General features: G+C 41.9%; 22 protein-coding genes. 5 read left to right on the plus strand and 17 right to left on the minus strand.

The features are described 5' to 3' along the window. Positions 1-317 precede the first annotated feature (317 nt). Together ABD006_RS04330 and ABD006_RS04335 are read left to right on the plus strand one after the other, a co-directional pair. Positions 318-659: a hypothetical protein gene (locus tag ABD006_RS04330; protein ID WP_343838015.1), complete on the plus strand. Its 342-nt coding sequence runs from the start codon at positions 318-320 to the stop codon at positions 657-659. A gap of 128 nt (positions 660-787) precedes the next feature. Beyond that, positions 788-1771: a ketoacyl-ACP synthase III gene (locus tag ABD006_RS04335; RefSeq protein WP_343838017.1), complete on the plus strand. Its 984-nt coding sequence runs from the start codon at positions 788-790 to the stop codon at positions 1769-1771. Between the two features lie 117 nt (positions 1772-1888). Here the strand turns inward: ABD006_RS04335 and ABD006_RS04340 are convergent, their stop codons facing one another. Next, entirely contained in the window at positions 1889-3589 is a 1701-nt protein-coding gene (locus ABD006_RS04340) for a methyl-accepting chemotaxis protein (RefSeq protein WP_343838019.1), read from the minus strand. A gap of 747 nt (positions 3590-4336) precedes the next feature. Between ABD006_RS04340 and brnQ the strand changes: the two genes are divergently transcribed. After that, positions 4337-5695 carry a branched-chain amino acid transport system II carrier protein gene (gene brnQ / locus ABD006_RS04345; protein ID WP_343838021.1) on the plus strand — a complete coding sequence of 453 codons (1359 nt, stop codon included), beginning with the start codon at positions 4337-4339 and terminating at the stop codon, positions 5693-5695. Between the two features lie 154 nt (positions 5696-5849). On the opposite strand, the gene ABD006_RS04350 is transcribed toward brnQ, so the two are convergent. The 11 genes from ABD006_RS04350 to ABD006_RS04400 all read right to left on the minus strand — a co-directional run bounded on the left by ABD006_RS04350 (position 5850) and on the right by ABD006_RS04400 (position 16482). Beyond that, positions 5850-6503: a GntR family transcriptional regulator gene (locus ABD006_RS04350; RefSeq protein ID WP_343838023.1), complete on the minus strand. Its 654-nt coding sequence runs from the start codon at positions 6501-6503 to the stop codon at positions 5850-5852. A gap of 224 nt (positions 6504-6727) precedes the next feature. Further along, positions 6728-8359, minus strand: coding sequence for an AMP-binding protein (locus tag ABD006_RS04355; RefSeq protein ID WP_343838025.1), 1632 nt, complete (start codon positions 8357-8359; stop codon positions 6728-6730). Positions 8360-8365: 6 nt separating this feature from the next. Further along, positions 8366-8539: a hypothetical protein gene (locus ABD006_RS04360; protein ID WP_343838027.1), complete on the minus strand. Its 174-nt coding sequence runs from the start codon at positions 8537-8539 to the stop codon at positions 8366-8368. A 210-nt stretch (positions 8540-8749) separates the two neighbouring features. Continuing rightward, positions 8750-10210 (minus strand): sodium/pantothenate symporter, encoded by a 1461-nt coding sequence (panF, locus tag ABD006_RS04365; protein WP_343838029.1) that lies wholly within the window; start codon positions 10208-10210, stop codon positions 8750-8752. Beyond that, positions 10207-10509 carry a YhdT family protein gene (locus ABD006_RS04370; protein ID WP_343838031.1) on the minus strand — a complete coding sequence of 101 codons (303 nt, stop codon included), beginning with the start codon at positions 10507-10509 and terminating at the stop codon, positions 10207-10209. The genes panF and ABD006_RS04370 overlap by 4 nt, the downstream gene beginning before the upstream one ends. Before the next feature lie 235 nt (positions 10510-10744). Beyond that, entirely contained in the window at positions 10745-11680 is a 936-nt protein-coding gene (gene rbsB, locus ABD006_RS04375) for a ribose ABC transporter substrate-binding protein RbsB (RefSeq protein WP_343838033.1), read from the minus strand. Between the two features lie 60 nt (positions 11681-11740). Continuing rightward, positions 11741-12679 carry an ABC transporter permease subunit gene (locus ABD006_RS04380; RefSeq protein WP_343838035.1) on the minus strand — a complete coding sequence of 313 codons (939 nt, stop codon included), beginning with the start codon at positions 12677-12679 and terminating at the stop codon, positions 11741-11743. Position 12680: 1 nt separating this feature from the next. After that, positions 12681-14153, minus strand: coding sequence for a sugar ABC transporter ATP-binding protein (locus ABD006_RS04385; protein WP_425542193.1), 1473 nt, complete (start codon positions 14151-14153; stop codon positions 12681-12683). Between the two features lie 41 nt (positions 14154-14194). Then, a complete protein-coding gene (gene rbsD, locus ABD006_RS04390; RefSeq protein ID WP_343838039.1) occupies positions 14195-14590 on the minus strand; it encodes a D-ribose pyranase in 396 nt (131 codons plus the stop codon). Beyond that, positions 14565-15491, minus strand: a complete 927-nt coding sequence (gene rbsK, locus ABD006_RS04395; RefSeq protein WP_343838041.1) for a ribokinase — start codon at positions 15489-15491, stop codon at positions 14565-14567. Before rbsK ends, rbsD begins: the two co-directional genes overlap by 26 nt. Further along, entirely contained in the window at positions 15484-16482 is a 999-nt protein-coding gene (locus tag ABD006_RS04400; RefSeq protein WP_343838043.1) for a LacI family DNA-binding transcriptional regulator, read from the minus strand. The genes rbsK and ABD006_RS04400 overlap by 8 nt, the downstream gene beginning before the upstream one ends. A gap of 297 nt (positions 16483-16779) precedes the next feature. Between ABD006_RS04400 and ptsG the strand changes: the two genes are divergently transcribed. Together ptsG and ABD006_RS04410 are read left to right on the plus strand one after the other, a co-directional pair. Next, positions 16780-18336 (plus strand): glucose-specific PTS transporter subunit IIBC, encoded by a 1557-nt coding sequence (ptsG, locus tag ABD006_RS04405; RefSeq protein WP_343838045.1) that lies wholly within the window; start codon positions 16780-16782, stop codon positions 18334-18336. A 9-nt stretch (positions 18337-18345) separates the two neighbouring features. Further along, positions 18346-19041: an N-acetylmannosamine-6-phosphate 2-epimerase gene (locus ABD006_RS04410; RefSeq protein WP_343839005.1), complete on the plus strand. Its 696-nt coding sequence runs from the start codon at positions 18346-18348 to the stop codon at positions 19039-19041. A 62-nt stretch (positions 19042-19103) separates the two neighbouring features. Here the strand turns inward: ABD006_RS04410 and ABD006_RS04415 are convergent, their stop codons facing one another. From ABD006_RS04415 to ABD006_RS04435, 5 genes are all read right to left on the minus strand, one after another. Beyond that, the gene (locus ABD006_RS04415; protein ID WP_343838047.1) at positions 19104-19913 is read right to left on the minus strand and encodes a MurR/RpiR family transcriptional regulator; all 810 of its coding nucleotides are present in this window, start codon (positions 19911-19913) and stop codon (positions 19104-19106) included. A gap of 74 nt (positions 19914-19987) precedes the next feature. Then, positions 19988-20557 carry a Na+/H+ antiporter NhaC family protein gene (locus ABD006_RS04420; protein ID WP_343838049.1) on the minus strand — a complete coding sequence of 190 codons (570 nt, stop codon included), beginning with the start codon at positions 20555-20557 and terminating at the stop codon, positions 19988-19990. Then, positions 20550-21437, minus strand: coding sequence for a Na+/H+ antiporter NhaC family protein (locus tag ABD006_RS04425; RefSeq protein ID WP_343838051.1), 888 nt, complete (start codon positions 21435-21437; stop codon positions 20550-20552). The genes ABD006_RS04420 and ABD006_RS04425 overlap by 8 nt, the downstream gene beginning before the upstream one ends. A gap of 59 nt (positions 21438-21496) precedes the next feature. Then, the gene (gene iadA, locus ABD006_RS04430) at positions 21497-22645 is read right to left on the minus strand and encodes a beta-aspartyl-peptidase (protein ID WP_343838053.1); all 1149 of its coding nucleotides are present in this window, start codon (positions 22643-22645) and stop codon (positions 21497-21499) included. 261 nt (positions 22646-22906) lie between these two features. After that, a complete protein-coding gene (locus ABD006_RS04435; protein ID WP_343838055.1) occupies positions 22907-24943 on the minus strand; it encodes a sigma 54-interacting transcriptional regulator in 2037 nt (678 codons plus the stop codon). Positions 24944-24967: the final 24 nt, after the last annotated feature.

The raw sequence follows: 24967 nt of genomic DNA on the forward strand, positions 1-24967 counted from the left end.
ATAGCAAATGCTGTAGTGGGAAGAAAAGAAGGTGCCTATTCATCTCCTATACCAATCTCGTTCTATTGTTCCCCCCATCTGCACAATCTCTTCACATATAATAAAAAAGGAAATTCTCCCTATTGGAAACTTATAAACTCCTTCTCCTTTATTTTAATGACTTCATGTCTAAAAGAGCTGGGACAATGAACCTGTCCCCATGTCCCACCACCTCCCGAGCACTTAAAATTTCACAAACAAATCCGATATAAATATAGTGGCTTCTCAAAAATTCGACAAAATTCGGGTGGTGACAGGCACCAAAAAGGAGGTTCAGCATGAAAAAGTATGATATTCAGGTTCAGCATGAGAAAAAGACGATTGATATGGTGGTTCGTGGCAGTTTCTCGGAGCAGGATGTGCAAAATTTTATGAGGGATTATCAAAATGCGGTATCGAGTATTAAGGCTGGAGAGTATACGTTAGAAATCGATTGTACCAATTTGGATATTTTGACACAGGATATGGTTCCGCAAATGGAAGCTTCCTTGAATATGTATAAGGAGTCCGGTTTTCATACGGTCCAGCTTAATATCCGGAATAATGCCGTTCTGAAGCTGCAACTGCACAGATTAGCACGCAGCATTGGCCTTAAAAACGCTAAGACCGTAGACGTTTAAACAAACAGGAGAATCACATTGATGTCTTTGAGTATGCAGTCATTTATCCACATCATCCCATTACATTTACACAAATGATTGCATGCCAAAAGAAACGATTTTATTAGAAAAAGGAGATTCAAATCAGAATGAACAACATCAAGATAAAAGAAGTCGCTATTTATCATCCCGAAAAGATTGTACATAACGATTTTTTCATTGAACATTTTAAAGATAAAAAGGATATATCGCACTTCTTAGAGGTCATGGGGAGAGAAAATCGATACGTGATTGATAATGAAGAGGAAAACGGATTAACGATGGGTATTGAAGCGAGTAAAAAGGTACTTGAGAGAGCAAAATTAACCGGAAACGATATTGACATGATTGTATTTACAACTCAGGTTCCGGAAACCACCTTCCCTACCAATGCTATCTATGTCCATCATGCCATTAACGCTAAAAAGCAAGCCATTACAATGGATACAAATGCGAACTGTGCCGGTATGACGATTGCTGTGGAGCAGGCATCTTATTATATGAAAGGGAATCCTAACGTCAATAAGGCTTTAATCATCGGTTCTGATTACAACACGCTTGTCAGTAATCCCGATGAAGAAATCACTTATGCGAATTATGGAGATGCCGCAGCTGCTGTGATTTTAGAAAAAACGGAGGAGAACACTGGATTTATCGATTCTACGTATTTTACCGATTCGTTTATCCGCGATATGATCCGATTTCCTAAAGACGGCTTATCGAAAAGCATCTTAGAGGATAAAAGTGTTTCCACCATCCGCTGGCAGAAGTTTGATGGGTCCAAGGCCTTACCCCCAGCGTATGACATGATTTCTACCCTGTTAGAACGGAATCACCTGGATCCTAAAGACATTAAGGCCTACTGTTTATCGCAATTTGCTTTAAGCAACATCCTGAGAATTCAGGAACATTTTGCCCTTGATGACGAACAAATCGTCTATGTTGGAGATCGATTTGGATATACAGGTACAAGCAGTCCTTTTATCGCCTTACACGAAGGAATTGAAGATGGACGCATCCAGCGTGGGGACTACGTGCTGTTCTGGACAGTCGGAGCAGGTCATGAATTAGTCGCTACCTTATTTAAATATTAATGCGACAACGTTTTTTCATAAAAAAGGGCAGTATTTGCCTTAGAAAAGATAAAAGCCTTTTGACTGCTATAACAGCAATCAAAAGGCTTTTCCTGTTCGATTTGTAAGAGTAGTTTTTTACATTTTAAACTGACGCACCAGACCGTTTAACTCCTCTGCAAGCTGTGATAACTGCTCAGAACTTGCGGTTACCTCCTGCATGGTACTGTTTGTCTGCTGTGATGCAGCGGCTGATTCCTGCACTCCCGATGCAGCCTCTTCAGATACAGAAGCAATTTCTTCAATAGAAGCATCCATTTTTTGACTTGAATTAGCCATCTCCGTAAGATTATTCGTAACAAATCCGATACTGGCAGCAATTTCATCGATGGCTATACGAAGGGTCTCAAAGGTTTCCTCCATCGATTGAATTTCATTTGCTCCTTTTTCCACTTCAGCATAACCATCTTCAAGTGATTGAACCACGGTTGAGGATCCTTCCTGAATGCTGCCTACAATTGTCGTAATTTCTGTGACAGAATCAGACACCTGTACAGCTAATTTCCGAACTTCATCAGCTACTACAGCAAATCCTTCCCCATGCTCTCCTGCTCTGGCAGCTTCTATGGCAGCATTTAACGCTAAGAGATTTGTCTGGTCTGCAATATCCTTAATGACGGTTACTAGTTTTGAAATTTCACTCGACTGGGCATCTAAACCTTTTACCTTTTCAACCGATTGATCAAAAATGGAGTAAATGGACTTCATTTGATTTACAGATCGGTTCATCAGCTTTCTTCCATCATTCGTCATATTCAAAACTTGCTTCGAGGCATCATAGGTTAGCTCACTGTCCTCATTTGATTCTCTTAATTTAGTAGAGAAAGCTGTTGTATTATCCGCCATTTGACTGGCATGATTCGCCTGATTTTCAGCTCCTGAAGCGATTTCTTCCATTGCAGCTGAGACCTTTTCTGTACCCCTCATGACTTCATTTGCGGACTGTGTAAGTTCTTCACTATGAGCAGACACAGTCTCAGATACAGAATGAATTTTACCTAAAAGTTCCCTCATATTCTGACTCATATCGTTCGTAGACTCTACAAGCCGGCCGATTTCATCCTTGGATTCCACTTGTAAATTTTCGTCGGATAAATCCCCATCTGCAATTTTTTTCATGCGATTCATAACCGTCTTAAGCTGTTTCGTCATGCTTCGGGAGAGAAGTGCTGCAATCAGGATTCCAAAAATGACAGCCAAAATCATAATGATCAGACTAATATTCCCATTTGCACTACTCGCATTTACGATATCATTTCCTGTTTGATTCATCTGTTCTTCGCGTTCAATCGCCAGTTTTTCAAAGGATTGAATTAATTCATCTGACAGCGGCTGAACCTCAGTTTCCATAATTTGCAGAGCTCTTTCTTTATTGCCCTTCTCGTACTCCGCATACACCTGATCTGTCAGGGTACCCCATTCGATTTTCTGATCAATCAGCTCCTGAACCTTACCGGACTTATCCAGTTCCAGCAACTCATTTTCCAAAGCAATGCTCTCTTCTATACCATTTTGAAATTTTTCCTTGTATGTCTCATCTTCATATAACAAAAATCCCCGCAGCAAATTGGTTCGCTGGGACATATTTAATGCAATCTTTTCCGCCTTCACTAATGAATTTAAATGATCATCATTTAACTCTTTTACTTTATCATTCGAATTTTGATTGAAAATTAACGTTGTGATTCCCAATACTAAAACGAATAAAATAATCGTTGAAAAAGCTGCGAAAAGTTTTGATCTAATGCTTTTAAAGTTGAATACTTTTAGATTTTTCATAGGATGTCACCTCTGTCTTTTCTTGTTGATAAAGTGAAACTTCCATCAGTGGGGGTTTCTCCATCCCCCACTGATGGTTAGTTGAACTTATCAGGAATTTACTGGCCGTTTATCCCCCCACTTAGTCTTGTTGGGTTACCCTCAAGACTTGAAGTGGGGGTTATACGGCCAGTTAATGCGTGATAAAAGGTCTGGAGATGAAATTCCAGTGCCTTTTTACCAAAGTTTCTATATGCATAAATCAATCTATCTAAATATGTATTAATGTTTATCTATCTCCTCATTTCCTCAATTTAAATAATTTTGTTTTGTTAAAAGTTTTCTTTTTTCTCCACCCATTTACAGTACAAACGCTAACAATTCGCCGTAATAGGTACAGATGAATTTTTTCAGCTCCTCATTTAATATCGACTGCATCGCTAAAATCTTTAGCGGGCCAGGATGGTGCCTGTCACAACCCGAAAAATCTTGTTTCACAAAATGTATCACAATATAGCTGGGTCAGTGATAGATGGCGCCCAAGACTTCTGGACTGTCTGCTTTGTTGCGTTTCTCTGTCCTGGGACAGTGTACCTGTCCCCATGTCCTGCGCGCGGTGACACGGGGTGGTGACAGGCACCTAAGTATGAAATAATCAAAAAATTCTAAGTAATATATTGCATTTCGACACGGAGAATAGTATTATAGATTCCATCGATATATTGCATATGGGTAATCCATTATTTAGCACCAAAGGGGGCACTTATCATGAAAGGGAAACTGTCTTTTTCGTCTTACGCAGTCATTGGAGTCATGTTATTTGCATTATTTTTTGGAGCTGGCAATCTTATTTTTCCAGCAAACCTCGGCCAGAATGCTGGTACTAACGTCTGGTCGGCAACATTTGGATTTTTAATTACAGGAGTAGGGCTGCCGCTGCTTGGAATTATCGCTATGAGTTTTTCAGGGAGTCGAAATCTCCAGGAGCTTTCAAGCCGTGTACACCCGGTTTATGCTGTATTTTTCACATCACTGCTTTATTTAACAATCGGACCATTTTTCGCTTCTCCTCGTACAGGGACGGTGGCATTTGAGATTGGTATATCACCTTTTGTAAGTGAGTCTTCACAGCAGATCGCCCTATTTATTTTTACATTAGTGTTTTTCGCAATCGTACTTTTATTTTCATTAAAGCCTGCAAAGCTTGTTGATAATATCGGGAAGTTTTTGGCACCTGGACTCGTTGTTCTGCTTGCGGTTCTTTTGATTACAGCAATCGTTAATCCGATCGGAGCAATGGAAGCACCTCAGGAAGCTTATTCTAGCGGAGCATTTATCACTGGCTTCCTTGAAGGATATAACACCATGGATGCACTGGCATCGCTGGTATTTGGTATTATTGTCATAAATGCGATCCGCTCCTTAGGTGTTACATCCAATGCCGATGTTCTCAGGATCACTGTAAAGGCGGGCAGTATCGCCATCTTGCTGCTCGGAATGATTTATGTCGGCATTGCCTATTTAGGAGCAACGAGCACACAGGTATTCGGAATCTTTGAAAATGGCGGACCAGTTCTAAGTAACGCCGCATCCCATTATTTTGGAACGTTCGGATCCATTCTTCTTGCGGTTACGATTACACTGGCATGTCTGACCACTGCCATCGGGTTAACGACCGCCAATGCGGAATATTTTCACACACTGTTTCCGAAAATCAGCTATAAAGCACTGGTAGTTTTCTTTGCAACCTTAACCTTTGTCATCGCAAACTTTGGATTGACGAACATTATCACTTATTCTGTGCCGGTTCTCATGTTCCTGTATCCACTGGCGATTGTACTCATGCTCCTGACATTTTTGTCGCCATTGTTTAACCATGCACGTCTTGTTTATGCGGCAACGATTACAGCGACGTTCTTGATCAGTATTTTTGATGGACTTAAATCACTCTGTCAATCACTGGGAATTGAGTATTTCGGTTGGATGCAGCCGATTGTAAACTTCTATGAACAATCATTACCGTTGTACAATCAGGGACTCGGATGGCTGCTGCCGGCAGTTGCCGTCATTGCAGTCACCGGTGTGATCAGCCGTTTTCAAAAAGCAGCTGAGCTTCATGCATCATAATATGTTAACAAATTCGGAATCGCCTGGTTAGCGACTAGCGATGAGGGAAGTATCGGTTTTCGTTGGGCGCTGAAGCTGCACATGGCTTTACACTCAAAACTTCAAACCATAGACAAAAAAAGCGGGCCTCCTCCTTATCGAGGGGGCCTGCTTTTTATTGACTGAAACTCCTTGGCAAGGTTCGAAGCCAGTTTTCTTTCATGATGGATGCCGCCTTCTCTTTGTCACCTTGTTTCATTAGGTTAATAATCGACTTGTGTTCATCAATGGATTCTTCCGTCAAAATGATAGAGTTATAGAAAAAATGTCTGTGAACATGCGCCTGCAAAGACTCGAGACTGCTCTGGATATAAGGGTTATTTGCGATATCGACAATCAGCTGGTGGAATTCTTCATCAACATTCAGCGCCGCATAGCTGTTATTGGAGTGGATGGCTTGTGCGAAGCGTCCATTAATGGCTTCAAGTTGGGCAAGCTGATCTGTTGTCATGTGGTCAATCGCCAGTTCTGCAGCTAATGACTGTAATGCGGCCAGTGGAGGGAGCAAGTCTTTAATGGCCTCCCGTTCAATTTCGGTTACCTGTGTCGCCTTCCCAGGATACATTTTGACAAACCCCCGTACTTCCAAGAGCTGCAAGGATTCACGAATCGGCGTCCGGCTAACTCCTAATGCATCTGCCAGCTCCTTATCATTTAATTTTTCACCTGGAAGGAGCGTTCCATCAATAATCCACTGCTGGATCTGTGTAAACGCATATTCCTTCGCAGACTGCCGAGCATGTTTGGCATAATTTGCAGGTATTGGCATGGATATCCGCCTTTCTACATCTTCATATTGTATGAGTATAGTATACATCAAAAAATACTATGATGAAATATGCGATATATTGGGGAGGTGCCTGTCACCACCCGGATTTTGTCGAATTACCAAAAGAGGCTCACCTCCCTAATTAAGATCAGGGGATAAGCCTCTATTTAAAGCCGTGAAACATTCTGTGAAACAAGATTAATCGGGTGGTGACAGGCACCAACCTAAGCAAGGACTTCTTTCGCCTTTTCCCGAAGCTTGAATTTTTGAACTTTGCCGCTGGCTGTCATTGGGTATTCTTCTGTAAATTTGATGTATCTCGGGATTTTGTGTCTTGAGATTTTTCCTTTACAAAATTCACGGACGTCTTCCTCTGTTACGCTTGAGTCCTCTTTAGGAATAATCCATGCCATTAATTCTTCCCCGTACTTTTCATCCGGGATTCCAATGACCTGAACATCGAGAACGTCGGGGTGCGTGTACAGGAACTCTTCAATTTCCCTTGGATAGATATTTTCACCGCCGCGGATCACGATGTCCTTGATTCGTCCTGTAATTTCCACATAGCCATTTTCGTCCATGATGCCGATGTCCCCGGTATGAAGCCAGCCATCCTCATCAATGGTGTTTTTCGTCGCTTCTTCATTGTTGTAATAGCCTTTCATCACAAGGTAGCCTCTCGCACAAAGCTCGCCGGGTGTATTCGGAGGCAATGTTTCATTCGTGGCGGGATCGACAATTTTTACTTCCACATTCGGCTGGGCCTTCCCGACTGTACTGACTCTGAGTTCAATGGGATCATCTGTTTTGGATTGGGTAATAACTGGAGAGGATTCAGTCTGCCCGTAAGCGATGGTGATTTCCGATATTCCCATCTTATCCATGACCGACCGCATCACCTCAATCGGGCAATTGGATCCGGCCATGATACCGGTGCGTAAATGACTCAAATCGTATTGATCAAAGGAAGGATGATTGAGCTCGCCAATAAACATTGTTGGAACGCCATGTAATGCGGTACATTTTTCCTGATCGACAGCTCTTAAAACTTTTTCTGCATCAAAATGCTCGACCATGACCATCGTTGCCCCCTGAGATATAGAGGCTAACGTCCCCATCACACAGCCAAAACAGTGGAAAAGAGGAACAGGAATGCATAAGCGATCCTCCCCGGTTAAATTCATGCGTTCAGCCACTTGTTTCCCATTATTGACAATATTGTAATGGGACAGCATCACACCTTTCGGAAAGCCGGTCGTACCTGATGTATACTGCATATTAATCACTTCATCATAGTGCAAACTGTCCTTCCGCTCCAAAAGGCTCTCATCAGTAACCGACTGCCCCTTTTCCATGATTTCCTTCCAGGTATAACAGCCGTCATAGCTATGCTCACTGATCACGATGATATTTTTTAAGTTAGGCAATTTACTTGAGTTCAGCTCCCCCTTCTCACTATGCTTTAACTCCGGACAAACTTCATTTAGAATATCAATATAGGAAGAATCTTTATAGGACTCTGTCAAAATCAGAGTCGTAGTGTCCGATTGCTTAAGCAGGTATTCCAGCTCAGCCGCCTGGTAATTCGTATTTACGGTTACCAAAACCGCCCCCATTTTCCCCGAGGCAAACTGGGATAAAATCCATTCGGGCTGGTTATCTGCCCAAATTGCGATATTCTCGGCCTTCTCAATCCCTAAAGACATAAACCCTTTGGCAGCCTGGCTGGACAATTTATCCAGCTGTTGATACGACCACCTTAAACCACTCTCAGGATATACGACGGCTTCCCGGTCCGGATGTTCCATGGCCTCCTTTTCGAGTAGTTCGCCAATGGTTTGGTTTAATAATGACATGAATTTTTAACCTCCTCTGAATTTATTAAAAGGCTTCAAATAATGCTTGATTATCCTCTGTAACTCTAAGCCTTTTGTAAATAATTGTTTGAAATCGCTTACAAAATTGACTATGTTTTTTACGCCATTAATAACTTTATATTCATGTGAAATGGTTGAAGTCTTCTTTTTACCATTCATAGAGACAACATCCCCTGGCTATTGTATGTTTATTATCTAATACGTCATTTTATCATAATTTTCATAAAATTTAAAATAAGGTACTGCCACCGCCCGAATAATCTTGTTTCACAAAGTGTTTCAAGCTCCCTTCCGTTAATAAAACATAAAAAAACAGAGGATGAAAACTGCTCGTTTCACCCTCTGTTAATTTACAAAAACTACTTTATATCATTCGACAAAATCCGGGCCGTGACAGGCACCACCATGCCTGAAAATCAAACTAACCCCTACAAATACAACAAGTGAAACAACCACCGGAATCGTAACGGTATGCACCTCTAATAGATTCCCATTCGCTTCATTGTAAAAATGAATACCTATATAGGAGCCTATTCCGGCAATCATCGATGTTATGGCTCCATATTTGTTGGCGGACTTCCAGTAAAGTCCCAGAACAAGTGGCCAGATAAACGCAGCTTCTAAACCTCCAAATGCAAATAGGTTGAGGAAGATGAGCAGCTCTGGTGGATGAATGGATAGTAGAAAGGCAATCACCCCAATGATTGCTGTTATCCCCATACTGATTTTCCTGATTCGATTTTCTGTTGCGTCCGGTTTCATATAATTGATATATAAATCTTTTACAACCGAAGAACTGACCAATAGAAGAAGGGAGTCGACGGTGGACATCATGGCTGCTAAAGGCGCTGCCAATATAATCCCAGCCAGCCACGGCGGTAAAACCTCAAGAGCAATTAGCGGGATAACCTGATCGGCCACCTCAATCCCGGGCAGTACCGGACGGGCAAATACGCCGATTAAATGCATATTTAACATGATAAATCCAACAACAACGGTTCCAATCAGCAACGCCCGGTGCATCGACTTCGAATTTTTATAGGACATAGCCCGTACAGCTACTTGTGGTAAGGCGACGACACCAACTCCAACGAGAATCCAGAATGAAGATACATAAAATGAGCTAAGCTGACCGTCTTGTCCATACGGAGTTACTAAATTTGGATTTTCCGCCATTAAATCCGAAAATATATTATTCAGACCTCCACCAGCAGCGACAACAGCGATAAGTAAAATTAATGTGCCAAAAAACATGACAATCCCCTGAATCGTATCCGTTAAAGCTACGGCCCGAAATCCGCCAATGGTGACGTATAGTAAGACTGATATAGAAAAAATAAATAAAGCCGAGACATAGGACAGGCCTGTTAAGGATTGAATCAAATGTGCCCCGCCAACCCACTGTGCGGCCATAGCGGAAAATAGAAAGACAATAATACTAATAGCAGACAGAATAACAACGGCTTTGCTATTATATCTCCCTTTCAAAAAGTCTATTAATGTAACTGCCTTGTAGCGTCTGGCCATGATTGCGAACTTTTTCCCCAATATTAATAGAACAAAATATCCTGTCGCCACCTGGGTCATCGCCAGCAGCACCCAGCCAAGTCCAATAGAATACGCAGCCCCCGGACCACCCAGGAAACTCGATGCACTTCCATATGTAGCAACCATCGTCATGGCCAGGACAAGCCCGCCAAATTCACGACTGCCGATAAAATAATCACTTAGAAAGGATGAAGATCCCGCCATTTTCCGATTGGACCAAATCCCTATTAAAAAAACAATAATGACAAATAAAAGCAATGGAATCATGACTCCCCAATTCATGAGGACCTCTCCTCCTCCCTATCCTCATCTTCTTCGTTAAAGGAAACTTCCTTAAGGACAAACTTCACAACCGCCCAAACCAAAAGAACCATAACGATAAATCCCAGGATACAGCTGTAAAAAAACCACGCCGGAAAGCCAAAAACAAATGTATATTCCTCCGGGGAAGCTGATCCTAAACCATACGCGAACCCATACCACCAGATGAAGTTAAATAAAGCCAAAGCACATCCGATGAGAGCCTCGCGATGGGCAATTTTGAATTTCTGGTTCTGGGTTAAGTGTTTGTTTTGATTCATCATGGACCTCCTTCCATACGTGTGCCTGTTTCCAATACGTGCTGTCACTATCCGAATTATGTCAAATCCCAATCAGATTAACAAGCTATATAAACTGGGAAAGACACAACCATTTGTGAAACATTCCGTGAAACAAGATTTTTCGGGTCGTGACAGGCACCACCCCCGACGCCCGAAAAAAAGTGATGAGCTTAAGCCCATCACTTTTTCTATCATTTTGCAGTTAAACAAACGACTATTCAACTAGCGATAGCTCAACTGGAATAAACTCGTCTACACTTTCCCCTTTGGATACTTTTACAGCCGTTTCAATGGCCTTCTCACCAATTAATGTAGGTTGCTGGGCGATTGTTGCTGCCAGTCTTCCTTCTTCAACAGCCTTAACTGCATCGTCTGTTGCGTCAAATCCTACAACAGTAACATCTTCAAGACCAGCTGCACTTAATGCCTGCAGTGCACCTAAAGCCATTTCATCATTATGAGCGAAGACTGCATCGATTTGATCTGTACCCTGAATAATGTTTTCCATAACCGTAAGCCCTTCAGAACGGTTAAAGTTAGCCGTCTGTTTTGCTACGATTTCAATTCCCTCTTCCTCATCCACTACATTATGAAAGCCTTCTCCACGTTCACGGGCAGCTGAAGAACCAGGGATTCCTTCTAATTCTACTACTTTTCCTTCTCCATTAATCTGTTCAACGATGTAGTTTGCTGCCATTTCACCGCCTTTAACGTTATCTGAAGCAATGTGGGCAACAACGTCTCCACCTTCAGCACTGCGGTCAACAGTTATAACCGGGATATCAGCACTGTTAGCTGACTCAACAGCAGAAACAATAGCTGCAGAATCAGTAGGGTTAATAAGAAGAATGTCTACACCCTGTTGAATTAAATCTTCTACATCACTAACCTGCTTAGCCGAATCATCCTGAGCATCAACTACCGTTAAATCAATACCTTGTTCCTCTGCAGCAGCTTCAGCCCCCTCTTTTAAGGTAACGAAGAATGGGTTATTTTGTGTTGATACTGAAAGACCAACTGTTAACGTATCGTCCTTACCTTCATCGCCACCTTCCGAAGTATCATCTGAACCTGGAGCTTGTGTTGAACACCCAGCAAAAATCATGACCACAACAAGTAACCACCCAAAACGCTTTAATAACTTTTTCATTGATTGACCCTCCCATAAAATTTTTTATATTAAAAGTGTCAAAATACACTTTTTAACCAGTTATGCAGCCTTCTTACGATCCAGTAATACGGCTAATAGAATGACAGCTCCTTTGACAACCTGCTGGAAGAACGAGGATACGTTCATGAGGTTTAATCCATTATTTAGCACCCCAATGATAAGAGCCCCTATAAGTGTTCCAAAAATCCATCCCCGTCCACCGGTTAAGCTAGTTCCTCCAAGAACAACAGCAGCAATGGCATCCAGCTCATAAGCCGTACCAGCTGTAGGCTGTGCTGAATTTAAACGACTCACTAGAATGAGACCTGCCACTGCAGAGAATATACCAGAAATGGCATATACCCAGATTTTCACTCGGTCTGTTTTTATTCCTGATAAAATAGAAGCTTCCTCATTCCCACCAACCGAGTATACCTGCCTGCCAAAGACAGTTTTTTTCAATATAAGGTACAATACGATATAAGAAACCGCCATCATAATTACAGGAAAAGGAATCCCAAATACATAACCTTTACCTATCATTTCAAATGTAAAACTCTCTGATAATCCGGTAATTGGACGACCTTCTGTATATACTAGAGTTAGTCCCCGGAAAATCGTCATGGTTGCCAGTGTTGCAATAAATGGAGCAACTTTACCTTTTGTTACCATTAAACCGTTAAATGCCCCCATCACACCTCCAGATAAAACACCCAGAAGAATGGCCAAAATCGGATCCACGCCAGATGCCAGCATCCCGGCTGTAAGAGCGCCAGCCAGTGCAAGAATGGAGCCGACTGACAAATCAATTCCACCGGTTAAGATAACAAAGGTCATACCAAATGCGATTAAGGCATTTATGGATACCTGACGGAGTACGTTTAAAATATTATCTAATGTAAAAAAGTCATCACTTGTAAATGCCAGAACAAGTATGAGTAGAATAAGCCCTATCATTGGACCAAGCTTTGATAAATAAGATGTTATACTTTTATTCATGTTACATCCCTCCCGTTGCGGCCTGCATAATTTTTTCCTGATCCGCTTCATTCCTGTTAAGGATTGTGACTAATTCACCTTCACGAACAACCGCAATCCGGTCACTCATCCCGAGAATCTCAGGTAGTTCAGAAGAAACCATAATAATAGCCACACCATTTTCAGTAAGCTCATTCATAATTTGATAGATTTCTTTTTTAGCCCCAATATCGACACCTCGTGTGGGCTCATCCAGAATTAATACTTTGGGATCAATACCGAGCCACTTACCAACCACAACTTTTTGCTGATTCCCTCCACTTAGTGACTTCACAGACTGATTACGTCCGGTTGTTTTAACACTTAACTTTTCTATCAATCTATCCACCATTTCAATTTCCTTATGATTTGAAATGAATCCCAAATTTGAAATCGCTTTAAAATTTGCCATGGACATATTTTCCTGAATCCTGAACGGTAACACAAGCCCTTCCTGTTTACGATCTTCAGTGATAAAACCAATACCTTCCCTGATTGCATCAGCAGGATGTTTAACGGATAGACGTTTTCCATCCAGATAAATATCACCTTTGGAGCGCTTTCTTGCTCCAAATACAGCTTCCATAATCTCTGTTCTTCCAGCTCCCATCAGACCCGCGACACCAAGAATTTCACCTTCACGAACCTGGAAGGAAATATTGTCGAACCATCCTTCCCGAGCCAATCCTTTGACTTCAAGCTTTATTTCACCTGGCATTACGTTCCGATCCGGAAAACGTTCTCCCAATTCGCGACCAACCATCATCTTAACGACTTCCTCAAAATTTGTTTCTGAAATCAGCTTTGTACCGACATACTCACCATCACGTAAAATGGTAATACGATCACAAATCTCAAATATTTCTTCCATACGATGTGAGATATAAACGATACTTACACCTTGTTCACGTAACTGTTTAATAACTTTAAACAAGGAAGTAATTTCCCGGTTCGTTAAAGCCGCTGTTGGCTCATCCATAATGATCAACTCGGCATTAGACGAAAGAGCCCGGGCAATTTCGATCATTTGCTGCTTTCCAACCGATAGCTCCCCTGCCTCCATATCAGGATCGATATCGATTCCTAATTGTTGAAGGCTATCTTTCGTCTGCTTCTTCATTTCCCTCTCTCGAAGAAATCCGGTTTTTCCAACTTTTAATTCCTTTCCAAGAAACATATTTTGAGCAACCGTTAAATGCGGGATGATATTAAGCTCCTGGTGAATAACAGCAATTCCGTCATTTTCAGCTTCTTTAGGATTGGAATAATGAACTTCATTGCCTTTAACCTTAACAACACCTTCATCACGTGCGTAAATTCCCGTCAATATTTTAATGAGTGTTGATTTTCCTGCCCCATTCTCCCCCATTAAGGCATGAACCTCACCAGGTTTAATTTCAAAATGAACGTCCTTAAGCACTTGGTTTCCAAAAAAGCCCTTATGAATATTTTTCATTTCTACAAATGGCTGTTCAGGCAATCTATTCACCACCTTTTTTAAAAAATAACCCCCGACTGTAAAATAGCGTTGGCATACGGGGTACACTCCCCTGTACGAATCACCGCTTTCACATTTTTACAAGCCTCTTTTAATTCTTCATGTGACACATAATCAAAAGGAATTTGCTGATGTTTATTTTCCATTTGATTGTGCAGTTTCGTATTTTTACCCTTAATCTCCTCAGCCCAGATCATCTTTTCAACCTCCATATCCTCCAGAACCTCATGAAGAACATCGACAAAAGATGGCTGACCAAGCTTTAAAGCAAGATCGATTTTTGGTACATGATCGGGAATCGGTAAACCACAATCTGCAATGGCTATCTGATCCGTATGTCCCAGTTTAGATAAAATGGCTGAAATGTCGCTATTCAAAATTCCGTGCTTTTTCATAATCCATCTCCTCCTGTTCCTTTAAGAAGCTTTCAACATCTGTCATAGAAGGTAATCCAGCTTGTGCTCCCTGCTTTGTAATAGAGAGTGAAGCAACAGCATTAGCAAAGCGGCATGCTTTTTCAACAGGAACCCCCTGGCCTATTTGAAAAGCAAAAGCCCCATTAAATGAGTCACCAGCACCAGTGGTATCTACAGGTTCCACCCGATATGCAGGAATCAGCAGTGGATCTGAATGGCTATTTTTATAAATTTCAACACCATCCTTTCCTTTTGTGATAATCAGCTTTTGCTTAAAGCTATCGGGATCTTCTATCTGCATCATCAGCTCTACGGATTCATACTCATTAGGAGTCATGTAATCAACTAAGTTTAATAACTCATTAGGAATGGGCTGGAATGGGGCTGGATTTAATACAACCTTAACCCCCGCGTCTTTCCCTATTTTGGCCGCTTCAATAACAGCCTCCATCGGAATTTCCAATTGTAATAAAATAACATCACTATCTTTCAGAACATCCTTATAGGCTTGAATCATTTCTTTTGTGATTGAGAAATTAGCTCCCGAATTAACGATAATTCGATTATCCCGTTCAGATAGTATGATGTGGGCAGTACCCGTTTCAGCGTCTGTAACCGGTTTCACATTGTCCGTAAGAATTCCGTTATCATCCAGGTTTTTTATCAATTGGTCTCCAAAAATATCCTGGCCAACAGCACCAATCATCGTCGTTTTTGCTCCTAAGCGCGCAGCAGCTACTGCCTGATTTGCCCCCTTCCCGCCAGGATATGTAGCAAATCCGGAGCCTAAAACCGTTTCTCCCTGATTAGGCATTCGCTCCGTTTGCACTGTGAAATCCATATTGATGCTTCCTACAACTGTAACCTTAGGGCTATTCACTAAGCATCATTCCTTTCTTTGCTGATTCACGCTCAACCAATTGAACAGGAAATGTATATTCAGTCTCCTCAACTGGTTTGCCCTCAATCATATCCATCAACAAGTTCGTTGCTTTAGCTCCCATATCATAAATGGGCTGGGCTATTGTTGTTAAAGCCGGAGAAGTCGTCTCACCTAAAGTGATTCCATCAAAGCCAACGATTGATAATTGATCAGGAACTTTAATAGCAAGGGTTTCCGCTGCTTTTAAAACCCCAACAGCCATCAAATCATTCCCTACAAAAATCCCATCAATATCCGGATGAGCTTTTAATAGATTCATTGTGGCTTCCTTGGCATTTTGTAAATGATAATCACCGTTAACGACTAAATCCTCTGAAAAGAAAGGCTTATCGGCAACCATATCCAAATATCCCCGCAAGCGGTGTTGAGCATTCATCACAAATTCAGGACCGGCAACATGGGCAATTTTTTTACAGCCTATATTATGTAAGTGTTCCACCGCCAGCTTTGCCCCATGATAATTATCGGCTGATACACATGGAATATCCGGTTCAAAATTACGGTCTAGGGCAACAACCGGAGTATTGATTCCTTCCAAATGATCATTGGTCAGAGTACTTGTAACAATAATAAATCCATCCACATATTTTTTTCTTAAAACGTCAATATAATTTTTTTCTTTTAATACCTGATCATCAGAATTACACAATATAAAGGTATAATTCTTTGCATTCGTAACATCTTCTACCGCACGAGCAAGTTCCGGGAAAAAGGGATTGGTGATATCAGGTACGATTAAACCAATCATCCTGGAACGTCTCGTATATAGAGTTCTCGCCAGTTCGTTAGGCTGGTAGTCTAATTTATTGATAGATTCCAGGACCTTTTCCCTTGTATCTTCGTTAACATATCCATTCTCATTAAGTACACGGGATACCGTTGCAACGGACACATTCGCATGTTTTGCAACGTCCTTGATTGTTGGCATGAACCCCACCTCAGCAGTTTATAAATAGTTAATTTCCGCTTATAAAGCTAACCTGTAACCGGTTACAGATTGTTCGAAATAAAAGGGGTATATGAAACCCGTTACAGATAATATAAAGCGCTTACAGTCGATTGTCAATAGTTTTTTTAAATTGGTGGAATTCAGAGCTCCTCTTTCATTACGTATTCAGCAAAACCAAAATTACAAAAAGTCTTTCAATTTCCACTTGTTAAAAATGGTTTTCAATATTATTATATAAATGTAAACGGTTTACATATTAACGGGAGGGGTGACAATATGACGAAGAAGAAAAAGAAGAACGTATTTTTTGAAAAAGCTCAGCGGTTCGGGAAATCATTTATGTTACCGATTGCAGTACTTCCTGCTGCTGGTTTACTGCTGGGTATAGGTGGTGCTTTCAGTAATGCAGCTACCATCGAAGCCTATCCATTTTTAGATGTTGCCTGGCTGCAAGCAATTTTCACCATTATGAGTTCGGCAGGGAATATTATTTTTGCGAACCTGCCTATCATCTTTGCAGTAGGTATTGCGATTGGACTTGCCAGATCAGACAAGGGAACAGCCGGTCTTGCTGCGGTAATGGGCTTTCTAGTCATGCACGCAACAATTAACGCGATGCTATCTATTACAGGTAAGCTGGCAGAAGATAGTATTGCTGAAGCTGGCCAAGGCATGGTTTTAGGAATCCAGTCACTGGAAACGGGTGTATTTGGTGGTGTCGTCCTTGGTCTATTAGCTTACTGGCTGCATAACCGTTATAATAAAATTGAATTACCAAGGTTTTTAGGATTCTTTGGCGGTTCACGTTTTATACCAATTGTAACTTCTTTTGCGTCCATCTTTTTAGGAATCATTTTATTTTATGTATGGCCGATTGTTCAGGGAGGGATTTTCTCCTTAGGTGGACTAGTAGAGGCAACAGGTTACGTTGGTACACTCATTTATGGTTTTATTTTGCGTTTGCTTGGTCCATTCGGTTTGCATCACATTTTCTATCTGCCATTTTGGACAACCAGTCTTGGCGGTTCAATGATTATCGATGGATCACTTATCGAAGGAACACAGCGAATTTTCTTTGCCCAGCTGGCTAATGCGGAATCCGTTGAGCAATTCTTTTTGGGAACGGCCCGCTTCATGTCCGGACGTCATATCACGATGATGTTTGGTCTGCTTGGTGCGGCACTTGCTATTTATCACACAGCTAAACCGGAGAATAAAAAGAAAGTAGCTGGGCTTATGCTGTCAGCCGGTTTGACATCCTTCCTGACTGGTATTACAGAGCCACTTGAATTTTCATTCTTGTTCATCGCACCAGTATTGTATGTCATTCACGCATTCTTTGATGGATTAGCCTTTATGATGGCCCATCTTTTTGAAATCACGATTGGTCAGACATTCTCGGGTGGTTTTATTGACTTCCTATTGTTTGGTGTCCTGCAGGGAGCAGACAAGACGAACTGGTTTATGGTTCCGATTATCGGGATCCCATGGTTCTTCCTTTACTACTTCACATTCAAATTTATGATTAGGAAGTTTAACTACAAAACCCCTGGTCGTGAAGATGAGCAAATGGAAGAAATGTCCTATACGAAGACTGAGCGGGCAAATGCAATTATAGCCGGGCTTGGTGGTGAAGAAAATATTAAAGATGTCGATGCTTGTGCCACGCGTTTGCGGGTAAGTGTCAATCAATCGGATCTTGTTAATAAAGACGATTTAACAAAAACAGGTGCAAAAGGGGTTGTAGCCAGCGGAAATGGCGTACAGGTCATTTACGGCCCTGAAGTGACCGGAATTAAAAATGAAGTAGAAGAAGCGTTAGGAGATAAATAGACAATGAGTATACTGGACAAACTGGAAAACCAACTAATTGTATCGTGTCAGGCATTGGATAATGAACCCTTACATTCCTCTTTTATCATGGGAAGAATGGCGCTGGCCGCTTACGAAGGTGGAGCAGCCGGTATCCGGGCCAACTCACCATCCGACATTTCGGAAATCAAACAGCAGGTCAATTTGCCCGTGATTGGAATCATTAAGCAGGATTATTCAGACAGTGAGATTTATATCACGCCCACACTTAAAGAAGTAAAGGCATTACTTGAAGCAGATACGGATATGATTGCGATTGATGCGACCAATCGTCAACGTCCCGGGAATGAGAAACTGACGGATATTGTCCGTTATGTACGGGAAAATGCCCCTGATGTTTTGCTCATGGCCGATGTGTCAACATTAGAAGAGGCTAAAAGCGCGGAACAGCTCGGATTTGACTGCGTATCAACAACGTTAATTGGCTATACCCCATATACTGAGGGTATGAGTCTGGCTGATGATGATTTCTCACTTCTTCGTCAGTTCGTGGAGCACGTCTCCATTCCTGTTGTCGCGGAAGGAAAAATCGATACCCCGGCAAAAACAGCGAGAGCCATCGAACTTGGTGCGCATTTTGCAGTGGTAGGCAGTGCCATCACTCGTCCGCAGCTGATTACCAAGTCATTTGCAGCAGAAGTAAATAAGGCAAGTAAACGACCGTAAGAAAAAACAAAGGCGGAAACGCCCGTTTAGACAATGAAAACAGGACTGGCCAAGTGCCAGTCCTAAATTTTTTTATATTCATTTAGTGCATGCAGCGTTTTTTCGTGGATGTGCATTTTTTCCTGATTACTTAGCAGCAGCATGCTCAACACATCAATGGAATATAGAATCGATAGTTGACTATTCAGGAATCCCTTTACCAGGTGAGGCATAATGTTGGATGTATATAACATGAGATCAGACTTTTCTGCCAGAGGAGTCTCCGAATAACTGGTGATGGAAATAACCTTCGCACCTTTACGCTTGGCCACGTTTATCCCATCGATAATCTCCTTTGTCTGCCCCGAACTGGAAATGGCAATCACCAAATCATCTGTATCCAAAATCGATGACGAAATAATCATCGCATGTGAATCCGTATGTGTATCAACGGCAATCCCCATTCTCGAGAGTCGGGCCTTTAATTCCTCTGCTGACAGACCGGAGCTGCCGATACCAAATATATGAATCCGGTTCGCCTGTAGAATCCATTCGCAAGCTTGTTTGTAGGCATCAATGTTCGTAAGAGAGTTCGTTGATTTGATGATGGATTCATAAATTTGATTGACGGCCGTTATCGCATCATCCGCTTCATGGGTCTCTTCAACCGCATCACGCAATAAAATTTTAAACTCCACAAAACTGGTTGCATCAATCTTTTTACAAAATCGTGTAATGGCCGCAACTGACACATCAATTCTATCCGCCAGCTCCTGAATATGGATGTTTAACAAATCCTTATTATGCTCGATCACATAATCGGCTATTTTTTTCTCCGTCCTGCTCAGTGTCTGATATTTCAGTTGTATCTGGTCCAGGATTGAATGTGTCATTGCGATTCCTCCAATGGTATCGTTACATTCATTATAGTCGTTGGAGACCGTTCCTGTCACCATTTGGATATTCTTTAATTTACACTTACTTCATCCTCATCCTTATCTATTTCATTCACATTTACACTCTTTGCAATCCCAATACCTGTATAACCAAGGATGATCGCAAAAATAAAACCTACGTAACATAAAATCGCCCACGGTGCATAGCTGAGCGTCGGAACACCCAAGGTCCCAGCCATAAACACACCTGCTGAAGACCATGGAATCAGAGGGACTACCACAGTACCGGAATCTTCCAATGTTCTGGATAAATTTTTCGCCAGCAGTTTCTGTTTACGGTAAGTATCTTTGTAAATTTCGCCAGGTACGATGATAGATAGGTAAGAGTTCCCTGTGACTAATGCCATCGTAATACAGGAGAGAACCGTTGTCAGAACCAGGTCACCCGTACGCTTGACAATTTTCATAAGCGCTTTGATAATAACTTCCAGTGAACCGGACTTGGTCATAATACCCGCAAAGATAAAGGCGCTAAATGCGATTAAAACCACGCCAGTCATGGACTGCATGCCACCCTGGTTCACAAGTCTCGTTACTTCAAAAATCACACTTTCCGGATCAAAACCAGACTGGTTAACCATGGATACATGAAATCCTGAAACCGAAGAAGCAAAAAATATCGGTAGCTGAAAATCCCTGCAGCCATTTCCCTAGAATCGCGGCAATAAAAGATGAAAGGATAATCGTTGGAAGAGTTGGTTTTTTTCGAATGGAACCATACAAAATAATAATAGGCGGAAGTAACAATAAGAGATTCCACTCAAACATTTCTGCCAATGTCCGCAGCATCTTATTCATAGTCTCCGGTGTTTCTACATTACCTGAAGATAGATTAAAGCCAACAAATAGATAAACTAATAGACTGATAATCGCTGCAGGAACCGTCGTCCATAACATATGACGAATATGTTCATACAACTCACTGCCTGCCGCAATTGGAGCAAGGTTTGTTGTATCAGATAGTGGTGAAAGTTTGTCTCCAAAATAAGCACCTGCCACAATGGCACCTGCTGTTGCAGGCAGGTTAGCCCCAAGACCTGTCGCAATGCCCATTAACGCAACCCCGACAGTACCAGCAGATCCCCATGAGGTACCGGTTACAATGGATATAATGGCTGAAACCACAAATGCAATTAAGACAATAAACGTAGGATCAATGACCTGCAGACCATAATAAATCATCATTGGAATCGTACCTGAAATCATCCATGTACCAATTAAAATTCCAATTGAAATAAGAATTAAAATCGCCGGCATGGCCTGTTTAATCTTCTCCTGTATCCCTTCCATCATTTCATCCCAGCTTAAACCGAGACGAAGGGCAATCATTCCTGCATAAACAGATGATAAGATTAAAAGCGGTTCAGGGTTAAAACCGTATACACCATAACCAACAGCAAGCAAAATCAGCATGACAACAATCGGTGAAAAAGCCTCAAATATATTCGGCTCTCGTTTCATACAAAATCCTCCTCTTTAAATATTTTTCGACAAAATTCGGGTTGTGACAGGCACCCCCACTATTCAAACGTCCCCTTCACAGCAATCTCCTGATCCTTTAGCATGTTTTGGCCTTTTGCCAGTACGTGCTCGATTTCCAGGGTTTCTTTGTTGAGCACTAATACATCCGCATCTGCTTTTCCCTCAATCCTGCCTTTATCCCTCAGCCTCAGCACCTTAGCAGTATTTCTTGTCACTAAAGACAGCACCTCTTCTAACGGCAATCCTTGTTCCTTAACAGCCGCAACCACCTGCTCATACAGTGTTTTCGTACTCGCTACACCAAAGCCAATCAGGTTTCCCCCCTCATCAAACTTTGGAAGACTGCCATTCCCATCCGATGATAAGGTGAGGCGCGACATATCTCCGCGGTTTTCCTTGTAATACGTAATCCATTCCCCTGTCTTTACATCAGCTGTCATATCCACGTAGGCCCCTTTTCCAGCCAGTGCTATGGCATCATCAAGCAGCTCCTGACTCCTTGTCACATGGGTTGCATAGAGATGGGACGGAGGAATCTCATACTTTTCAAGAAGTTCGTGTAATAAAGAAAGGTACTCTTTCCCAGGCCCCGTATGAAAATGAGTGACACCTGCTTTTCCGCTCAGCAAGCCGCCTACCCGTGACTCCCCGGCAAGCTTCGCCAATTCATGTAAAGAAGGCTGACCAGATCGTGAATCTGAAATAGCAATTTCTCCAGTGCCAATCACTTTATCAATCAAAATCACATCGTCCTTAACACTTGATGTAATGGTTGGCGTGGGCACATCATAATTACCCGTATAAATGTAAGTGGATATCCCTTCTTCTTCCAGCCCACGCGCCTTCGCAAGCAACGACGTCATATGTCGGGTCGTACCATCCGTTCCAAGCAATCCAACAACTGTGGTAATTCCGGACTGAATCATATCACTCAACTGAATCTCAGGCGTCCTTGTCGCAAAACCACCTTCTCCTCCCCCGCCAATCAAATGAACATGAGGATCAATAAACCCCGGGACCACAATGGATCCCTCAGCATCAATGACTTCGGTATCCACTCCCATCTTTTCAACCGCTTCCTGGTCGACATGTCCAATCATAGCGATCTTCCCATTCAGAATTAAGATGGACTGTTTTCCGATACAATCCGGCGTGTAAACTTCTCCATTTTTAATTAATGTAATCATGTTGCTGCCTCCATTTAATGAACATTGATTATTTTCAAAAAATTACTATTAAAATAAATACCCTTGCGGCCAAGCCCTTTCAGCATCTGAAGCTATACGAAATAATATCTCTCCTCACTTTTTGTATAAAATCCTCTCACCATTTCTAATGCAAAAATCGTGCCAAATTTTACGCACCGCCATTTCGACATTTTTTATCAAAAACACAAAATATAGGTTATCTTATGGGTATGTATAAATCCTATAAGACAACCTATATCCCTAAAGTTGGGTAAGCACCTGCTTTCCAAACTCAGTAATGCTTGTCCCCTGCTTTTTCGCACCTGTAAGTACACACTCACACTTTTTCAAAATTTCCAGCTTCGTACGTAACTGTCCTTCCGTAATCGGCTGATCCATCATCGCTTTTAACCTTACACGGCCAATACCGGATTTTCCACCCTGGTATAGAGACAGACATTGAAGAATTTCCTTAAAAATCCTTTTGTCCCCGGCCTGTTCAAGCAATTTCATCACTTTATTTACATCACTCGTATTTTCATTTTTTATCGTCAAATGACGGGGAAGATTCTGAACAGAAGGCTCCACACCATCTACAGTCACGGAAAGATAAGTGAGGAGTCCTTCTAATTCCCTGACATTTCCGGGCCAGTGGTAGACAGAAAGCCTGTCGAAAACCTCCGGGGTAAACCGCATATGAATTTGGTTTTTCTGCAAAAAGCACTCTGCCAAATCCTGTATATCCTCTTTCCGATTTCGCAAAGGAGGTATCTCCAAGGGTAACTGATTAAGTCGATAATACAGGTCTTCTCTAAACGTTCCTTCTTTGATGATGTCATAGAGGGGTTTATTTGTCGCTGCTATGACCCTCACATTCACAGGAATCATTTTGTTACCACCCACACGCATGACTTGTTTTTCCTGTAAAACTCTCAGGATGGCCGCCTGAATTTTCAGAGGAGCATCGCCGATTTCATCTAAAAAAATCGTACCATTTTGAGCTAATTCAAATAATCCTGCCTTGCCACCCCTGGATGCACCTGTGAAAGCTCCTTCCTCATACCCAAATAGTTCACTTTCAGCCAACGATTGTGTTATCCCTGCAAAATTGACCGCCACAAACGGACCACTTCTCCGTGAAGAATGTTCATGAATGGCTTGGGCAAATATTTCTTTTCCCGTTCCGCTCTCCCCCATAATCAGGACTGTATAATCATTGCGGGCCAGCTTTTTTGCCAAATTCCGTGTCTCCCTCATTAAATCGCTGTGCCCGATAATATCATCAAACGTATATTTAGTCGTCATACCCGTATCCAACTTTTTCTTCCGTATCTCCTGCTCCATTCGCTGAACATAGGTCACATCCTGAAATGTAAGGACTGCACCCGTAAAGGTTCCATCCTGCAGTAAAGGTTTCATCGTCGTTAAAATATTTAAGCCCTGAAACCGAATCATTTGTCGAGGGAAGGGTTCTTTTTTGGCCATGACTTGTTCAATGGGGAAATCCCGCAGCACTTCCGTATAGTTTTTCCCAAGTGAAGCTTGTCCATCTAGCCCTAAGATACTGCTTGCTTCTTCGTTAAATACGGTAATCTTCCCATCAGCATTAATAAAAATAATCCCTTCCTGGGCTGCATCCAGAACCGACTCCAGGTAAGAATTCATCTCAAGCTCGTTTTGGACCGACTGGGCTAATTCCCGACCAATCCGCACAAAGTTTTTTACGTAATCCATGGTCATATGTCTCGACTGATCAAATGGCTGTTTAAGAATTTTTGCAATTTCGAATAAAGTACTTAAATCCAGACTCCGATTTTCAAGGTCAATGACCCGCTGAACTCCCTCATGTACCAGGTCCTTAAGCCCATGCGTGACAGCTACATCGATTTGGCACACATCCGGAATGACATCCATGTCTGGAGAATAAGGTGTAAAATCTAAATAATCAAAGCCCAGCCGCTCCAGCATGGACATGGATTCATAGACTACTTCCTTCGTATTACTTACCAAAAGACACTTTGTCCCAACTGGCAACTCAAAAAGAATTTCAAGCTTATTAAAGTCAATAGAACGATTGGCCACCACCAGAGGAGCCTTCACTTTCGAAGTATCTACAATATCTCTGTAAATCTCCTCCGCCCCTGATGACAGAATCAAATCCACCTCTTCCAAGTCTACCGGCGGAAAATGATTGCTGCGCAGCTGAACCTCACCACCAAAAATTTCGTGGATCTTATCCCTGAATGTATGGTATAAATCAATCTCTTTCGTAATGATGAAGATAATAGGTTTGTTCACATGTTCCACTCCCCGAAAATGCCT

It is taken from the genome of Salinibacillus aidingensis, assembly GCF_039522525.1.
GTDB classification, from domain to species: Bacteria; Bacillota; Bacilli; order Bacillales; family Alkalibacillaceae; genus Salinibacillus; species Salinibacillus aidingensis.

Bases quoted from the DNA above. Each gene is read 5' to 3' on its own strand.
- ABD006_RS04340 (WP_343838019.1), bottom strand. From the start codon at position 3,589: ATGAAAAATCTAAAAGTATTCAACTTTAAAAGCATTAGATCAAAACTT.
- brnQ (WP_343838021.1), top strand. From the start codon at position 4,337: ATGAAAGGGAAACTGTCTTTTTCGTCTTACGCAGTCATTGGAGTCATG.
- ABD006_RS04330 (WP_343838015.1), top strand. From the start codon at position 318: ATGAAAAAGTATGATATTCAGGTTCAGCATGAGAAAAAGACGATTGAT.
- panF (WP_343838029.1), bottom strand. From the start codon at position 10,210: ATGAATTGGGGAGTCATGATTCCATTGCTTTTATTTGTCATTATTGTT.
- ABD006_RS04385 (WP_425542193.1), bottom strand. From the start codon at position 14,153: ATGAAAAATATTCATAAGGGCTTTTTTGGAAACCAAGTGCTTAAGGAC.
- ABD006_RS04380 (WP_343838035.1), bottom strand. From the start codon at position 12,679: ATGAATAAAAGTATAACATCTTATTTATCAAAGCTTGGTCCAATGATA.
- ABD006_RS04400 (WP_343838043.1), bottom strand. From the start codon at position 16,482: ATGCCAACAATCAAGGACGTTGCAAAACATGCGAATGTGTCCGTTGCA.
- ABD006_RS04415 (WP_343838047.1), bottom strand. From the start codon at position 19,913: ATGACACATTCAATCCTGGACCAGATACAACTGAAATATCAGACACTG.
- ABD006_RS04425 (WP_343838051.1), bottom strand. From the start codon at position 21,437: ATGAAACGAGAGCCGAATATATTTGAGGCTTTTTCACCGATTGTTGTC.
- rbsD (WP_343838039.1), bottom strand. From the start codon at position 14,590: ATGAAAAAGCACGGAATTTTGAATAGCGACATTTCAGCCATTTTATCT.
- iadA (WP_343838053.1), bottom strand. From the start codon at position 22,645: ATGATTACATTAATTAAAAATGGAGAAGTTTACACGCCGGATTGTATC.
- rbsB (WP_343838033.1), bottom strand. From the start codon at position 11,680: ATGAAAAAGTTATTAAAGCGTTTTGGGTGGTTACTTGTTGTGGTCATG.
- ABD006_RS04335 (WP_343838017.1), top strand. From the start codon at position 788: ATGAACAACATCAAGATAAAAGAAGTCGCTATTTATCATCCCGAAAAG.
- ABD006_RS04355 (WP_343838025.1), bottom strand. From the start codon at position 8,359: ATGTCATTATTAAACCAAACCATTGGCGAACTACTCGAAAAGGAGGCC.
- ptsG (WP_343838045.1), top strand. From the start codon at position 16,780: ATGACGAAGAAGAAAAAGAAGAACGTATTTTTTGAAAAAGCTCAGCGG.
- ABD006_RS04420 (WP_343838049.1), bottom strand. From the start codon at position 20,557: ATGGTTAACCAGTCTGGTTTTGATCCGGAAAGTGTGATTTTTGAAGTA.
- ABD006_RS04350 (WP_343838023.1), bottom strand. From the start codon at position 6,503: ATGCCAATACCTGCAAATTATGCCAAACATGCTCGGCAGTCTGCGAAG.
- ABD006_RS04370 (WP_343838031.1), bottom strand. From the start codon at position 10,509: ATGAATCAAAACAAACACTTAACCCAGAACCAGAAATTCAAAATTGCC.
- ABD006_RS04360 (WP_343838027.1), bottom strand. From the start codon at position 8,539: ATGAATGGTAAAAAGAAGACTTCAACCATTTCACATGAATATAAAGTT.